At 68.2% G+C, this 13,864-nt stretch carries 13 protein-coding genes; 6 read left to right on the forward strand and 7 right to left on the reverse strand.

Features of this window, described 5'->3' with window-relative positions:
• Window position 1: 1 nt before the first annotated feature.
• The 6 genes from OXG79_00280 to OXG79_00305 all read right to left on the reverse strand — a co-directional run bounded on the left by OXG79_00280 (window position 2) and on the right by OXG79_00305 (window position 6,387).
• Window positions 2–916, reverse strand: a complete 915-nt coding sequence (locus OXG79_00280) for a thiamine pyrophosphate-dependent dehydrogenase E1 component subunit alpha (GenBank protein ID MCY3782208.1) — start codon at window positions 914–916, stop codon at window positions 2–4.
• A gap of 253 nt (window positions 917–1,169) precedes the next feature.
• Window positions 1,170–2,225 (reverse strand): 3-isopropylmalate dehydrogenase, encoded by a 1,056-nt coding sequence (locus OXG79_00285; protein MCY3782209.1) that lies wholly within the window; start codon window positions 2,223–2,225, stop codon window positions 1,170–1,172.
• A 203-nt stretch (window positions 2,226–2,428) separates the two neighbouring features.
• A complete protein-coding gene (locus tag OXG79_00290) occupies window positions 2,429–2,767 on the reverse strand; it encodes a DciA family protein (protein MCY3782210.1) in 339 nt (112 codons plus the stop codon).
• A complete protein-coding gene (locus OXG79_00295) occupies window positions 2,754–3,881 on the reverse strand; it encodes a DNA replication/repair protein RecF (protein ID MCY3782211.1) in 1,128 nt (375 codons plus the stop codon). Before OXG79_00295 ends, OXG79_00290 begins: the two co-directional genes overlap by 14 nt.
• Before the next feature lie 66 nt (window positions 3,882–3,947).
• A complete protein-coding gene (locus OXG79_00300) occupies window positions 3,948–5,180 on the reverse strand; it encodes a polysaccharide deacetylase family protein (GenBank protein MCY3782212.1) in 1,233 nt (410 codons plus the stop codon).
• Between the two features lie 55 nt (window positions 5,181–5,235).
• Window positions 5,236–6,387, reverse strand: coding sequence for an MtaA/CmuA family methyltransferase (locus tag OXG79_00305; GenBank protein MCY3782213.1), 1,152 nt, complete (start codon window positions 6,385–6,387; stop codon window positions 5,236–5,238).
• Between the two features lie 195 nt (window positions 6,388–6,582).
• Here OXG79_00305 and rny point away from each other — a divergent pair, with 195 nt between their 5' ends.
• From rny to OXG79_00335, 6 genes are all read left to right on the forward strand, one after another.
• Window positions 6,583–8,136: a ribonuclease Y gene (gene rny, locus OXG79_00310; protein ID MCY3782214.1), complete on the forward strand. Its 1,554-nt coding sequence runs from the start codon at window positions 6,583–6,585 to the stop codon at window positions 8,134–8,136.
• Between the two features lie 143 nt (window positions 8,137–8,279).
• Window positions 8,280–8,642, forward strand: a complete 363-nt coding sequence (locus OXG79_00315; GenBank protein MCY3782215.1) for a metalloregulator ArsR/SmtB family transcription factor — start codon at window positions 8,280–8,282, stop codon at window positions 8,640–8,642.
• Window positions 8,643–8,652: 10 nt separating this feature from the next.
• Entirely contained in the window at window positions 8,653–9,759 is a 1,107-nt protein-coding gene (locus OXG79_00320) for an inositol-3-phosphate synthase (protein ID MCY3782216.1), read from the forward strand.
• Window positions 9,760–10,620: a lysophospholipid acyltransferase family protein gene (locus OXG79_00325; protein MCY3782217.1), complete on the forward strand. Its 861-nt coding sequence runs from the start codon at window positions 9,760–9,762 to the stop codon at window positions 10,618–10,620. It abuts the gene before it with no gap.
• Between the two features lie 47 nt (window positions 10,621–10,667).
• Complete coding sequence (locus OXG79_00330) at window positions 10,668–11,801, forward strand: glycosyltransferase family 4 protein (GenBank protein MCY3782218.1); 1,134 nt, start codon at window positions 10,668–10,670, stop codon at window positions 11,799–11,801.
• Complete coding sequence (locus OXG79_00335) at window positions 11,801–12,427, forward strand: CDP-alcohol phosphatidyltransferase family protein (GenBank protein ID MCY3782219.1); 627 nt, start codon at window positions 11,801–11,803, stop codon at window positions 12,425–12,427. Before OXG79_00330 ends, OXG79_00335 begins: the two co-directional genes overlap by 1 nt.
• Before the next feature lie 109 nt (window positions 12,428–12,536).
• Here the strand turns inward: OXG79_00335 and dgoD are convergent, their stop codons facing one another.
• Window positions 12,537–13,682, reverse strand: coding sequence for a galactonate dehydratase (gene dgoD / locus OXG79_00340; GenBank protein MCY3782220.1), 1,146 nt, complete (start codon window positions 13,680–13,682; stop codon window positions 12,537–12,539).
• Window positions 13,683–13,864 lie beyond the last annotated feature (182 nt).

The following is a 13,864-nucleotide window of genomic DNA, read 5'->3' on the forward strand; positions in this document are numbered from 1 at the left end:
GCTAGACGTACACGTCCTGTTCGATGGCGTCCAGCGTGGGCCAGGGGCTGGCCTCGGCAAACTCCTCGGCCTGCGTGATGGCTTCCTCGACCTCGTCGTCGATCGCCTGCATCTCGGCTTCGGTCAGCGCCTTGGCCTCGAGGACCGCCCGCTTGAACCGTTCGATGGGATCGCGCGCGATCCACTTGGCGATCTCTTCTTCGTCGCGATACCCCTTGGAGTCGTGGATGGTGTGGCCCTTCTGGCGGTAGGTGACGGCCTCGATCAGTGTGGGGCCTTCGCCACCGCGGGCGCGGTCGATGGCCACCTTGGCCCGCTCGTAGACCTCGAAGATGTCGTTGCCGTCGATGCGCTCGCTCGGCATGCCGTAGGCCGGGCCGCGGTCGCCCACCGGCGCGGCGTTGGCGTATTCGGTGTGGGTGGCCATGCCGTACTGGTTGTTCTCGCAGACGAAGACCACCGGCACGTTGAGCACCGAACCCATGTTCACGCCTTCGTGGAAGGCGCCGGTGGGTCCGGCGGCGTCACCGAAGAAACAGACGGTGACCTTGCCGTCGTTGCGCAGCTTGGACCCCAGCGCGGCGCCCACGGCGATGGGCACGCCCGCGCCGACGATGCCGTTGGCGCCCAGGTTGCCGCTGGCCACGTCGGCGATGTGCATCGAGCCGCCCTTGCCGCCGCAGTAGCCGGTGGTGCGTCCGTAAAGCTCGGCCATCATCTTGTCCAGGCGCGCGCCCTTGGCGATGCAGTGGCCGTGACCGCGGTGCGTGCTGGTGATGAAGTCACCCTCGTTCAGCGCGGCGCAGACGCCGGTGGCCGTCGCTTCCTCACCGATGTAGAAGTGCAGCGCGCCGCGCATCTTGGCCGCGCGATAGGCCACCTCGGCGGCCTCCTCGAAGCGGCGGATGCGGCGCATGGTGCGGTACATCCACAGCAGGCGTTCTTGACTGAGGCCGGCCGGCGAGCCGTTGGACGAAGCGATGAGGGTGTCCTCGGATGGTTGAGCGGGTGAATGCGCCCGCTGCCGAAGGCGCCGAAGTATATCACCGGCCATCCGCGCGGCGGCCCGCCCTCGCATCCCGGAATGTTCGATGCCCCGGACCCGGCTCGGTCCGCGGCGGCGCCCGAAATCGCCGCGAGGTGCGGCCGTGCGGCGGACGTTGAACCGGCTAGACGAGACTCGCGACGAAGTCCCCGGCTTCCGAGGTGGACATGCCCATGCGGCCGGCGCTCATGGATTCGAAGCGTCCGCTCTCCAGCGCCTTGACGACGGCGGACTCGACGCGCTGGGCGGCCGCGTGCTCGCCGATGTCGTCCAGCAGCATCTGCATGGCGTTGATGGCCGCCAGCGGGTTGATGACGCCCTGCCCGGTGTACTTGGGCGCGGAGCCGCCGATGGGCTCGAACATCGACACGCCCTCGGGATTCACGTTGCCGCCGGCCGCGATGCCCATGCCGCCCTGAATCATCGCGCCCAGGTCCGTGATGATGTCGCCGAACAGGTTCTCGGTGACGACGACATCGAACCACTCGGGGTTCTTGACCATCCACATCGTGGCGGCGTCGACGTGCGCGTAGTCGCGCGTGATTTCGGGGAAGTCGGCGTCGCCGATCTCGTTGAAGGCTCGCCACCACGTGCCGTGCACGTAGGTCAGCACGTTGGTCTTCGCCACCAGATGCAACTGGTTGGTTCGCGCGCGGGCGCGGGTGAGCTCGAAGGCGTAGCGCACGCAGCGCGACGCACCGTGATAGGTGGTGCAGTGAATCTGCGTGGAAACCTCATTCGGCGTGCCGGCGTACTGCACGCCGCCCATGCCGGTGTAAATGCCCTCGGTGTTCTCGCGCACGATGATGAAGTCGATGTCCTCGGGGCCCTTGCCCGCGAGCGGCGTCTCCACGTTGGGATAGAGCTTCACCGGCCGCAGGTTGATGTATTGGTCGAGCTCGAAGCGAATCCGCAGCAGGATGTTCTTCTCAAGAATGCCGGGCAGCACCTCGGGGTGACCGATGGCGCCAAGGAAGATGGCGTCGAATTGGCGCAGGTCGTCGATGGCGCCGTCCGGCAACGTTTCGCCGGTGCGCAGATAGCGCTCGCCGCCGAAGTCGAGGGTGGTGGTGTCGTAGGTGAATCCGCCAACCTGGGCGGCGGCCTCGAGCACCTTCAGTGCCTCGGCGGTGACCTCCGGTCCGGTGCCGTCACCCGGAATCAGTGCGATGTTGTGCATGCCAGCCTGTCCCCATTCGCCCGCAGGGGCGGGCGCGCGCCTTAGGATACTTGGCGCCGGTCGATGGCCTAGAAATGCTTTGTAAAGGCCCATCGATTCGATCCCGATCCGTTCGCCCTGAGCTTGTCGAAGGGCCGTTCATGGTTCGACAGGCTCACCACGAACGTCTTGTGGCGCGCTTCAGGGGTTCATTCAGAGATTTCCTAGACCGCGGCCCAGAACTCGGGCGCCACGGTCAGCCGCAGCTCTTGCACGTCGGCATGGGCCACGCGACGGCGCATGTCGTCCATGATCTGGGGCAGGTACATCGCCACGATCTGGGCAGACGCATTCGATCGGCAGGCCAGAATCGCGGTCGTCCCCACGTACCCGGCCGGCTGGCAGCGAGCGGCCGCGTCGTCGCCCAAGACGGCCTGCAGGGCGCCTTCGATCGCTTGGGTGGTGTCGAGTCGACGGCGGCCGTAGCGCATGTCAGAGCGCTCGCCGAGCTCGGCCAGCAGATCGGCGAGCGGCCGCGCCTGGCCCGATCTACGCCGGCGCATGCGGGGCCCGAATGCGACCGCGTTCGACGACCAGATGCGTCGCGCGGTCGAGCAGCGGCGCGTCCAGCCCGGCCGGATCGGCGGTGGTGACGATGGTCTGCGCCGACGGTGTGAGGCGTTCCAGCAGCAGGCGCCGGTGGTGCGGGTCCAGCTCGGCCGCCACGTCGTCGAGCAGCAGCACCGGCCGCTCGCCGGTCCGGCGCTGGGCAAGCTCGAATTGGGCCAACTTGAGTGCCACCCCGGCCAAGCGTAGCTGGCCGCGCGAGCCGAAGCTGGCCAGCGGGTGCGTGCCCAGGTGGAGCGCGAGGTCGTCGCGATGCGGCCCCAGGCTGGTCACCCCACGCTCGACGTCGCCGATCCGCGCCTGGCGCAGGGCCTCCGCATGCTCCGCGGGATCCGCGGCCGTCGCCGTGGCGGCGTAGCTGACGGCAAGCGTTGAATCGTCGGTGATCTGCGCATACTCCGCCGCGAGCAGCGGTTGCATGGCTTGCACGAAGTCTGTGCGCCGCTGGACGACCCGCACCGCAAGCGGGGCGAGACGCGCGTCCCAGAATTCCAACTCCGGCGGCCGGCCCTGCCCGGCGCGAATGCGGCGCAGGAGCGCGTTGCGCCGCGTGAGCACAACGTCGTAGTCCGCCAGCGCCGCCACGTAGTCACGGTCGAGCTGCGCCAGCGCCATATCCAGCCACCGCCGCCGCTCGCGCGGCGGCCCGGTGAGCAGCGTCAAGTCCGCCGGCGCAAAGCTGACGGCTTGCAGGCGGCCCGGCAGATCGGCCAGGCGTCGGGCGGCGCCGCCGATGCGCACCCGGCGGCGCACACCGCCGCCCGCGCTCGTCCGAGCAACCACGAGCTCCAAGTCCTCCTCCCCGGACGCCGCCCGGACCTGCGCCCGGATCCGCGCGAAGGGCGCCTCGTCGGGCGCGTCCACGTTGATCCAGGCGGCTTCGGGCCCGCCGCGCATGCTGCGGCCGGTCGCCAGGATGTGCACCGCGTCCAGCAGATTGCTCTTGCCCTGGGCGTTGCCCCCTTGCACGACGAGCGGGCCGACCGGCAACTCGAGATCAAGCCGGGCGTAGTTGCGAAAGTTGAGCAAATTCAGCGTGACGACATGCATGAGACGGGGGAGCGGCAACCTGCGCCGTGAAGAGCCGGATGCGCGATTGTCCACCCTTCACGCAAATCAGATCGGCGACTCGACTCCGTCGTTGGCGGCCGCCTGGCGGATGGCGCGGCGCGTCGCCGCCAGCGACCCCCACGCATCCGCGGCCACGCGGCGCAGCTCGTAGCGGCGGTCCAGCGAATGCGCCGTGCCGGACACCGTCGTGACCGCCGCGCGGTAGCCGGAGTCGCGCACGAGCTGGATCACGTCGTCGTCGTAGAGTCCATTCGGATAGGCGAAGTAGTCGACGCCGTCGACATCGCGCTCAAGATCGGCCCGCGACAGCACCACCTCCGCCTGCGCCGCGCCCAGGTTTTGCCTGATCAGGGACGGCAACCGGGCGTGGTTCAGTGTGTGTGAGCCGACGGTCATGCCGGCGGCACGCACGTCGCGTATCTGGTCGATGGTCATGTGGCCTTGCCCATGGCGGTCGAATCCCGGCAGGACGAAGAACGTGGCGGGGACGCGCAGCTCGAGCAGGACGGGCAGCGCGTCGTGATACTGACCCAACCACCCGTCGTCGAAGGTGAGCACGAACGCGCGCGGCGGCAGCGTGGCCCAACCCTCGATGGCCGCGATCAACTGGTCGAACGAGATCGGCTCCAGGCCCTCGTCGAGCAGGGCGGTGAGGTGATCGCGAAACGCGTCCGCGCCGCGCGTGTGGTGATAGGTGAGCACGGGCGCGATCACCGGCTCGGGCGTTGAAACCACCGGTCGGTCGATGGGCGACGGTTCGCCTTCGCCGCGGGCGCGCTCGTCGACGGTGAGTCCGACGTACAGTTCGCCAAGATTTCCGCGCACCGGTCGCCGGGTTCCGGGCGACACTGGCATGAGCCGCACGATCTCGCGCTGAAACAGCTGGGTCGGAGCGCCGCGCCAGGTGATCGGCGCGCCCACGCTGGCGCCCGCGCGGGCGCGGAGCTCAGGCGTTTCCACCGCGGCCTCGAAGACGCCCAACGACTCGGGCGCGGCGTCCGCACCGGCCAGCGCACGGGCCAGGTGTTCGCCCAGGTTCGTGCGCCGCGGCACGCCGACGGGCCATGGCGTCGAGCGTCCGGGCGCTTCCAGGCGGCCGTGCGTGAAGTATTGGAGGAGAGTGTCGTCGACGAACACCCCCGGCGTCAGGGGATAGCCGAGGTGCCGGGCGGCGCCGGCGCTGCGATAGGCGTGGAGAAACGCCGCCTCGACGGGAATGCCGCTCAGCCCGCGCCAACGCTCGACGTGGTCTTGCGAATCGTCGCGGTCGCCAGCCACGAGTCAGCCTGCGAGGCCGCGAGCGAGCCCGGCAGCAGCGCCGCTGGGCCTGCGCCTAGCTCGGCAGCGCGCCACTCTGCGCGGCGACCTGCGCGCGGTAGCCGTCGGCCAGGTTCTCCGCGTCGGTTACGGCGGGGTCGGGCTCGAATTGGCCCCGAGCGGCCTGGACGACCGCGCGCAGGTTGGCGTCGGACACCTGGGGCGGCACGGCGCACTCGGGCGCGATGATGTCGACCCCGGCGGCCAGCAGGTCGTCGATCTCCACCGCCACATCCTCAGGACGGCCCGTCAGTAGGGTGATGAAATTGCTCGCGTTGCCCACCAGCTTGTAGTCGCCGACGGTCTTTTTGGCCTCGTGGGGATTGTTTTCGGTGGCGAAGTGGAAGGCCTCGAAACCGGCTTCGGTGATGTAGGGCATGCGGTCGATGGTCTTGCCGCAGCAGTGGAGAATCACCGGCCCCTCGATCAGGGGGGTGATCTTCTGGTGCACCGGCAGCAGAAAGTCGCGGTAGGTCTCGGCGCGCACCAGGTCGCCGGTGGAGTGGTCGGCGAGCGTGATCACGTCGGCGCCGGCCTCGAGCTGCGCGTTGGCGAACATGACCGACACGTGCCGCAGCCTGTCGAGCACCTGGTGCACGTAGTCGGGGTCAAGGATCACGTTGATCAGGAATTCCTGCGGCCCAAACATGTGATAGGCCAGCGTCCACGGGCCCATGACCTTGCCGACGATGCCGGCGTCGGGGTGGTCGGCGCGGAGGATCTTGATTGCGTCGATGATGGCGCGCGACTCGCGGCGCTCCAGAAAGTCATCGGGAATCACGATGTCGTCGGGAGTGACCCAAGGAGGGGGCGGCTTCACCGCCGGCATGCGGGGGCCGGTGATGATCTTGCCGCTGGACTTGTCGAACTCCCAGGGGTCCGAGCCCCAGTCGATCGTCGCGCCGAGAGCGGCCGCGCCCATGATGATGCAGAAATAGGGAGCGATGGTGTCGAAGCCGAGATCGGTGTAGCTGCGTTCGGCGAGCAGCGCCACGGCTTCGGCGGAGTAGTGGGCCTCGGGCCACTCGATGCCGAGCAGGCGCATCTGCTCGTAGGTGGCCAGTGAGGTGGGGCTGCCCACGGCGATCACGTCGGTGGGCTTGCCGAGCAGCGCGTTCACGTAGCGTTCGCGGCCGGTCATCGTCTCCGCGCCGTTGGTCGCAGTCATTTGGCACTCCCGGTCTGCCACCCGCCCACGCCTTGCCGTGGCCAGTATAGGTGGGAGTGCGCGGCGCTCCGGTGCACGGTGGCGCGTAAATCAATTGCCCGTTAGCATCGTGTAGCTCCGCGAGAGGCTGCGGAGCACTTGCCGACATGAACACTTTGACGCCATACCCCACCATCAACCTATCGGAGGCTAGCCATGGCTGCCCCGCTGATAGCGATCATCGCCGGCGTGGCGATGCTCGCCCTGGGGCTCGTGGCGGGCTACTTCTATCAAGTTTGGCTATCCGGATCACGCATGCGCGCCCTGGCGCAGCGGGTCGAGGAGGAGCTGAAGGCCGCCGAAGCCCAGCAACGAGCCCTGATCGAGACGACAACGCGAAATGCGCGCCAAGCCTGGGAAGCGGGCGAGCGCGAACTGGCCGACCGTCGCCGCGAAATGCAGCGCCACGAACAGCGCGCGCAGCAGCGGGACGAGCGACTGGAGGCGCGCGCCGGGGCGCTTGAGGAGCGCGAGCGCGCGTCGCTGGCCCGCGAGGCCGAGCATGACGCCGCCCGTCGCCAGCTCGAGGCCGACGCGCAGGCGCAGGAAGCGGCGCGCCAGGAGCACCTGGCGGCGTTGGAACGCGCGGCCAGCCTGACGCGGGAGGAGGCCCGCGAGGAGCTGGTGCGCAGCATCGAGCAAGAGGTGACCGCCGACGCCGAGCAGATGGTGCGGCAGGTCGAGGCCGACGCCAAGGAGCGGGCGGAAGCCCGCGCGCGCTGGCTCGTGGGCCTGGCGCTGCAGCGCGTGGCCGCGTCTCACACCACCGAAGTCACGACTTCGGTCGTCGATCTCAAGAACGACGACATGAAGGGACGGATTATCGGACGCGAGGGCCGTAACATTCGCGCCCTGGAAGCGGCCACCGGGGTCGACGTGATCATCGACGACACGCCCGAAACCGTGGTGCTCTCCGCCTTCGACCCGGTGCGGCGCGAGGTGGCTCGCGTGGCGCTGCGGCGGCTGACCGAGGATGGCCGCATCCACCCGGCGCGCATCGAGGAAGCCGTGGCCAAGGCCCAGTCCGAAGTCACGGAAATCATCGCCCAGGAAGGCGAACGGGCCGCGTTCGACGCCAAGATCACCGGGCTGCCGCCCGAGATCCTGCGCTACATGGGGCGCCTGCGCTTCCGCCACAGCTACGGACAGAACGTGCTGAGCCACTCCGTGGAGGTGGCGCTGCTCGCGGCGACCATGACGAGCGAGGTTGGCGGCGACGTCGAGTTGGCACGCACGGCCGGATTCGTGCACGACATCGGCAAGGGCATCGACCACGAGGTGGACGGCCCGCACGCGCTGATCGGCGGCGAGCTGCTGCGCCGCCACGGGGTGAGTGAGGACGTGGCGCACGCCGCGGAGGCCCACCACTTCGAGGTCGAGTTGCGCAGCTTCGAGGCCTTCGCCGTGGCGGCGGCGGACGCGATCTCGGGCTCACGCCCCGGAGCGCGCCGCGAGACGGTGACGCGCTATCTCCAACGCCTGGAGAAGCTGGAGGAGATCGCGCGCTCGTTCGACGGCGTCAAGTCCTGCTATGCCATCCAGGCCGGGCGCGAATTGCGCGTGATGGTGCAACCCAGCTCGGTCGACGAGTTGGGCGTGCACCGCCTGACGCGGGAGATCGCCGACCGCATCCAGGAGTCGCTGGAGTACCCCGGACAGATCAAGATCACGGCCATCCGAGAAACGCGCGCGGTCGAGTACGCGAAGTAGCGGCCGCTGGATTCCCGCCTCCGCGGGAACGACGGACGGGTGTGGGAGTGACGGGGGGACCACACCTGCCGTCCGGAGCTCTTTGACAGCCCGGTCGTCACCGCGCTAGAGTCTACCGAAAGAAAAACTTTTCTTTATGTATTGTGCCTCCAACAACTCCGCCGGACGACTGGGACATCCTGGGCATGCGCTCGTATGCCCGGGCGCTCGGGTCGGGCACCCGCCTGCGGATCCTGCAGCGGCTGGCCGAGAACCCGGACCAAGGGGTGGCGGAGCTGTCCGAGGTGGTGGGCCACAGTCCCCCGCTCGTGTCGTGGCATGTGCGACGGCTGCGCCAGGTCGGCCTGGTGCGGGCACGTCGTGAGGGGCGCCTGGTGAAGTACTCGCTGGTGGCCGATCAGCTGGAGGCCCAACATCAAGAACTGACGACCTATTTGGAGCATTTGGTCACCGTGCAAAAGGCACACACCGCGGATCGCCCGGATTCGGGCACCGCACGTTCGTAAGGGAGTCACCATGTCCACGGTTCGCGTCGGAATCATTGGCGTCGGAAACTGCGCCTCGTCGTTGGTGCAGGGGGTCGCGCACTATCGCAACGCCCCTGCCGATGAGTTCATCCCCGGGCTCATGCACACCGTGCTCGGCCCGTATCACGTTGGCGACATCGAGTTTTCGGCGGCCATCGACGTCGACCGCAACAAGGTCGGTACCGACCTGAGCGAGGCGATCTTCGCCGAGCCGAACAACACCGTGAAGTTCTCCGACGTCTCGCACCAGGACGTGCCGGTGGCGCGGGGCATGACCCACGACGGCATTGGCCGCTACATGGCGGACACGGTCGTCAAGGCCGACGGCTCCACCGACGACATCGTCGAGCTGCTGCAGGACACCCACACCGACGTGGTGATCAACTACCTGCCGGTGGGCAGCGAGGAAGCCACCAAGTGGTACGTGGAACAGGTGCTGCAGGCCGGCTGCGCCATGGTGAACTGCATGCCGGTGTTCATCGCGCGCGAGGACTACTGGCAGCAGCGCTTCGAGCGGGCGCAGGTGCCCATCATCGGCGACGACATCAAGTCGCAGGTGGGGGCCACGATCGTGCACCGGGTCCTCACCCGGCTGTTCCGGGACCGCGGCGTCAACCTCGAGCGCACCTATCAGCTGAACGTGGGCGGCAACTCCGACTTCAAGAACATGCTGGAGCGCGAGCGGCTGGAGTCGAAGAAAGTCTCCAAGACCAACGCCGTGACGAGTCAGCTGGAGTACGACATCGGGCCGGGCAACGTCCACATCGGCCCGAGCGACTACGTCGAATGGCTCGGCGACCGCAAGTGGGCCTTCATCCGCCTGGAGGGTCAGTCCTTCGGCGGACAACCGCTCAACCTGGAGCTGAAGCTCGAGGTCTGGGATTCACCCAACTCGGCGGGCATCGTGATCGACGCCGTGCGCTGCTGCAAGATCGCCATGACGCGCGGGGTCTCCGGGGCACTCGAAGGTCCGTCGGCGTACCTCATGAAGTCTCCGCCCATTCAATACACCGATGCCGAAGCCCACGACATGATGGAGGAGTTCATTGCGTCGGCCACGGTGGCGGCGGCCGGATCGGCGGCCGATCCCGCGTAGATGATCGCCCTGTTCGAGTTCGGCTCGCATCTGGTTGGCTGGATACCGCGACCGATCTCGACGGCGGTCGCGCGCGTGGTGGGCACGCTGGTCTTCCTGCTCGTGCCGCGCGTGCGCCGCAACACGATTGCCAACATGTCGGTGGTGCTCGACCTGCCGCCGTCCGACCCGCGCGTGCGAGACCTCGCCCGGCGGTCCGTGGTGGCATTTGTCGACCATGTGGTCGACTTCCTGCGCAGCTTCCGGCTGTCGAAAGCGGACTTGATCAGCCGGACGGTGCGCATCGAGGGCTTCGAGCATTTCAAGGCGTTCCACGAGCAGCGCAAGGGCGGCATCATGATCACGGCCCATTTCGGAAACTGGGAGTGGTGCGGCGGGCTGGTCTCGCTGGACCACCCGACGCACGTGGTCGCCGAGACCATGCGCAGCCGCGCCGTGACCGGCATGCTGGACCACGTGCGGGCCAAGCTCGACCTCCAGAGCATCCAACTCGGGAACGCCGCGCGGGAGATCTTGCGGGCGCTGCGCCGCGGCGACTACGTCGCCCTGCTAGCCGACCGGCCCACTCCCGGACGAGGCGTTCAGGTGGAGTTCTTCGGGCGCGAGACGTGGGTGCCGCCAGGGTCCGCCGCGCTGGCACAGCGCGCCGGCAGTCCGCTTATGGTCGGCGGCATGACGCGCAACGGCGACGGCACCTATACCGCGCACGCGATGCCGCCGATATTCTGGGATCGCAGCATGCCGCGGGACGAGGCCGTGCAGCATGGCATGCAGCAGGTGATGTGGGACCTCGAGGCACTCATCCGCAAGGCGCCGGAGCAGTGGTATATGTTTCGGTCCATGTGGGAGGCCGCCGGATAGTGCGCATTCTTCAGGTTTCGCCGTACGACTTCCCGTACCCGGGCGGGGTGACGGAGCACGTGATGGCCTTGGACCGCGAGTTCCGGGCGCTGGGGCACGAGGTGGCGATCATGGCGCCCTCGTCGGCGGAGACGCCCGAGGTGCAGAACCCCAACTTCTACCGGGTCGGGCGCCGCATCGTGCCGCTGCCGGTGAACCAGTCGACGGCGCGGCTCACGCTGTCCCCGGCGCTGCTGCCGCGCGTGCGCCGCTTCCTGGACGAGCGCCGGTTCGACGTCGTCCACCTGCAGGAGCCGCTGGTGCCGGCCTTGCCGCTCACGGTGCTGCGCCACTCCAAGGCGCTGAATGTCGGCACGTTTCACGCGGCGCGCAAGTCGGCGTTCGTCTATCACACCACGCGGCCGCTCATCCGGCGGCTGCAACGCAAGCTGGACGGCAAGATTGCCGTGTCCCAGGCGGCGCGGGACCTGGTGAACCGCTCCTACCGCGGCGAATACCGCATCATTCCGAACGGCATCGACGTCGACTTCTACGGTCGGGACATCAAGCCGCTGCCGCAGCTTGCCGACGGCTGCTTCAACATCCTGTTCGTGGGCCGCTTCGACAAGCGCAAGGGCCTCTCGGTGCTGCTGCGCGCGATGCAGCTGGTCCAACAGATGCAGCCCCGCACCCGGCTGGTACTCGTGGGGGCGTACCGCCCGCGCCAGCGACGCATCTACCAGCGTCAGGTCGACCAGCTTGGCCTGCGCAACGTCGTGTTCGCGGGCTACGTGAGCCAGGAGGACAAGCAGCGTTACCTCAAGAGCTCGCACGTGTTTTGCTCGCCGGCGCTCGGCGGGGAAAGCCAGGGAGTCGTGCTGCTTGAGGCCATGGCCGCCGGCCTGCCGGTGGTGGCCAGCGACATCCCGGGCTACCGCGCCCTACTGCTGGACGGCGAGGGCGCGCTGCTGGTGCCGCCCAAGGACGACGCGGCGCTGGCGCGTACGCTGCTTCGCCTGATGCGCAATGAAACCAAGCGCGCGCAAATGACAGCGTTCGGCGAGCAGCGCGCCCAAGCGTTTGCCTGGCCGAAAATCGCGGCCCGCGTGGTGGACTACTACGAAGAGTTGCTCAACGAACGCGAAATCGGCGGGCGCTATTGGGCCTTCACGCCCAGCGCCGCAGAAGCGGCGGCTCGCTGATGATCAACCAGCGCATGCAAGCGCGATCGCGGCGGCTGGCCGAGCGAGTGGTGGCGCCGCTGGCGCGCACCGGCATCGATCCCAACGTGCTCACGATCACCGGGCTCGTGCTGTCGTTTCCGACGGCCGTGGTCATCGCGCTGGGCTGGCAGGTCGTCGGCGGCGTGATGCTGCTGTTCAGCGCCGGCTTCGACATGTTCGACGGCGCCGTGGCTCGCGTCAGCAACCGCCGGTCGGACTTCGGCGCGTTCCTGGACTCGACCCTGGATCGCTGGGGCGAGGGCGTGATCTTCACCGGGCTCACCTGGTATTTCGTGGACGTCGGCGCGCGGGCGGAAACGGTGCTAGCCCTGCTGACGCTGGTCGGCTCCATGCTGATCAGCTACACGCGCGCGCGCGCCGAGGGTCTGGGCGTGGAATGCAAGGTCGGCTTCTTCCAGCGGCCGGAGCGACTGATCGTGCTGGGCATCGCACTGCTCACGCCGTTCGGAGTGCTAAGCGGCGCCATGTGGTTCCTCGCCATCGCCACCCAGCTCACCGCCGCCCAGCGCGTGCTGCACGTGCACAGCCAGATCGAGCGCGCGAAGCAGCGGAAGGCACGCGAGGGCGAGGACGGCGGGCTGTAAGCCGCGCCCAATCCGTTCGCCCTGAGCTTGTCGAAGGGCGCCTCCCAGGACCATCGACCCGATCGTGGTTCGACAGGCTCACCACGAACGGCTTCGTCGACCGCTCTGCTTACCAGTTCGTGACCGAGCCGTCGCGACGGCGCAGCTCGTGGACCGGCCGCATCTGGAACGGGTGGTTGGCCGCGGCGTCCTCGTCGATATCCACGCCAATGCCGGGCGCGGTCGGCGCGATCAGGTGGCCGTCCTCGAACGTCATCTGCTGCGGGAACACGTCCGCCAGCGCGCCGGGCACCTCCGGCAGCTCCTGCACGCCGACCAACGGGCTGGCGATATCCAGGTGCACGCACGCCGCCAGCGAGATCGGGCCCATGGGGCTGTGCGGCGCGAGGTATTGGTGATGCGACTCGGCCCAACCGGCAATCTTCCGCGCCTCGGTGAATCCACCGACGATGCAGAGGTCGGTGCGCACGTAGTCGATCAGGTCGCCCTCGATGAGTGGCTGGAACTCCCACTTGGAGGACAGCTCCTCGCCTCCGGCAATGGGCACGTGCGTGTGGCGGCGCACGTAGGCATAGGCCTCGGGACGCTCCGAGCGCACCGGGTCCTCGGCGAAGAAAATGTCCAGCGGCTCCAGCCCCTTGCACAGCCGCACGGCCTCGTTCGGGTCGAGCCGCGTATGGAAGTCGATGCAGATCTCAATGTCCGGGCCGACGTGCTGGCGCATGGCCTTGGCGGTCTCGATGGCGATCGGCACGCCGCGCCGGGGCTCCAGCACCCCGCCCTGCGGCTCGACGCCCGGGAAGCCGTAGCGCACGAAGCGATAGCTCTGCGCCAGCGCGCGGTCGGCGTCGGCCAGCAGCGCGTCCAGGGTCTTGCCGGTGACGTGGGGATAGGCAACCACGCCGTCGCGGCACTTGCCACCGAGCAGCTCCCACACCGGGACACCGAGCGCCTTGCCCTTGATGTCCCAGAGGGCGATGTCGATGGCGGAAATCGCGGCTCCGAGGATCGGGCCGGCCTTGAAGAAGCTGCCGCGAAACATGCGCTGCCACAGGTGGTCGATGCGGCGCGGATCCTCGCCGATCAGCAGCGGAGTGAAGTGCTCGATGACTCCCGCAACCGCGCGCTCCTTGCCGGTGATGGCGGACTCGCCGAGGCCGTAGATCCCGCGGTCGGTCTCGACCTTGGTGATCAGGTAGTTGATGTTCCGGTGCTCGGCGAAGACCGGAATCGTGCGGATGTCGGTGATGCGCATGGCGGTGGCTTTCCGTGCAGGGCCGCTATGGGACTGATCATAGGCGGGCCGTACGGCCACCAGTGTCACAGTGATGAAGATTTCGCGCAGCCGGAGAACCCCTCACCACAACCCTCTCCCCGCGGGAGTGTGCAGACCGGAGACATGGTTTACACCCGTTCGGGGACATGGTTTACACATCG

The sequence above is a fragment of the Chloroflexota bacterium genome, assembly GCA_026706485.1.
Lineage (GTDB): Bacteria > Chloroflexota > UBA11872 > UBA11872 > UBA11872 > JAJECS01.

Coding starts and splice junctions, on each gene's coding strand:
- OXG79_00280 (MCY3782208.1), bottom strand. CDS start 916: ATGCGCCGCATCCGCCGCTTCGAGGAGGCCGCCGAGGTGGCCTATCGC.
- OXG79_00285 (MCY3782209.1), bottom strand. CDS start 2,225: ATGCACAACATCGCACTGATTCCGGGTGACGGCACCGGACCGGAGGTC.
- OXG79_00290 (MCY3782210.1), bottom strand. CDS start 2,767: ATGCGCCGGCGTAGATCGGGCCAGGCGCGGCCGCTCGCCGATCTGCTG.
- OXG79_00295 (MCY3782211.1), bottom strand. CDS start 3,881: ATGCATGTCGTCACGCTGAATTTGCTCAACTTTCGCAACTACGCCCGG.
- OXG79_00305 (MCY3782213.1), bottom strand. CDS start 6,387: ATGACTGCGACCAACGGCGCGGAGACGATGACCGGCCGCGAACGCTAC.
- rny (MCY3782214.1), top strand. CDS start 6,583: ATGGCTGCCCCGCTGATAGCGATCATCGCCGGCGTGGCGATGCTCGCC.
- OXG79_00320 (MCY3782216.1), top strand. CDS start 8,653: ATGTCCACGGTTCGCGTCGGAATCATTGGCGTCGGAAACTGCGCCTCG.
- OXG79_00325 (MCY3782217.1), top strand. CDS start 9,760: ATGATCGCCCTGTTCGAGTTCGGCTCGCATCTGGTTGGCTGGATACCG.
- OXG79_00335 (MCY3782219.1), top strand. CDS start 11,801: ATGATCAACCAGCGCATGCAAGCGCGATCGCGGCGGCTGGCCGAGCGA.
- dgoD (MCY3782220.1), bottom strand. CDS start 13,682: ATGCGCATCACCGACATCCGCACGATTCCGGTCTTCGCCGAGCACCGG.